Source organism: Streptomyces sp. NPDC053560, from assembly GCF_044544605.1.
In the GTDB taxonomy this organism is placed as follows: Bacteria; Actinomycetota; Actinomycetes; order Streptomycetales; family Streptomycetaceae; genus Streptomyces.
Window position 1 is genome coordinate 1 of record NZ_JBITXI010000035.1, and the last position, 1,204, is coordinate 1,204.

1 rRNA gene (cut by a window edge) is annotated in these 1,204 nt (G+C 56.1%); it reads right to left on the minus strand.

Going from position 1 to position 1,204, the window contains the following annotated elements:
• Window positions 1-21: 21 nt before the first annotated feature.
• Window positions 22-1,204 (minus strand): 23S ribosomal RNA (locus tag ACIGQF_RS38430); its annotated part runs 1,389 nt beyond the window's last position; the annotation flags it as partial.

A 1,204-nucleotide genomic window follows, 5' to 3' on the forward strand; every position in this document is an offset into this window, starting at 1 on the left:
ACACAGTGGACGCGAGCAACTGAGGACAAGCCCTCGGCCTATTAGTACCAGTCAACTCCACCCGTTACCGGGCTTCCATATCTGGCCTATCAACCCAGTCGTCTACTGGGAGCCTTACCCTCTCAAGGAGGTGGGAGTACTCATCTCGAAGCAGGCTTCCCGCTTAGATGCTTTCAGCGGTTATCCCTCCCGAACGTAGCCAACCAGCCATGCCCTTGGCAGGACAACTGGCACACCAGAGGTTCGTCCGTCCCGGTCCTCTCGTACTAGGGACAGCCCTTCTCAATACTCCTACGCGCACAGCGGATAGGGACCGAACTGTCTCACGACGTTCTAAACCCAGCTCGCGTACCGCTTTAATGGGCGAACAGCCCAACCCTTGGGACCGACTCCAGCCCCAGGATGCGACGAGCCGACATCGAGGTGCCAAACCATCCCGTCGATATGGACTCTTGGGGAAGATCAGCCTGTTATCCCCGGGGTACCTTTTATCCGTTGAGCGACGGCGCTTCCACAAGCCACCGCCGGATCACTAGTCCCGACTTTCGTCCCTGCTCGACCCGTCAGTCTCACAGTCAAGCTCCCTTGTGCACTTACACTCAACACCTGATTGCCAACCAGGCTGAGGGAACCTTTGGGCGCCTCCGTTACCCTTTGGGAGGCAACCGCCCCAGTTAAACTACCCACCAGACACTGTCCCTGATCCGGATCACGGACCCAGGTTAGACATCCAGCACGACCAGAGTGGTATTTCAACAATGACTCCACGAACACTGGCGTGTCCGCTTCACAGTCTCCCACCTATCCTACACAAGCCGAACCGAACACCAATATCAAGCTATAGTAAAGGTCCCGGGGTCTTTCCGTCCTGCTGCGCGAAACGAGCATCTTTACTCGTAGTGCAATTTCACCGGGCCTATGGTTGAGACAGTCGAGAAGTCGTTACGCCATTCGTGCAGGTCGGAACTTACCCGACAAGGAATTTCGCTACCTTAGGATGGTTATAGTTACCACCGCCGTTTACTGGCGCTTAAGTTCTCAGCTTCGCCTGGTCGAAACCAAGCTAACCGGTCCCCTTAACGTTCCAGCACCGGGCAGGCGTCAGTCCGTATACATCGCCTTACGGCTTCGCACGGACCTGTGTTTTTAGTAAACAGTCGCTTCTCGCTGGTCTCTGCGGCCACCACCAGCTCAGAGTGCAAGA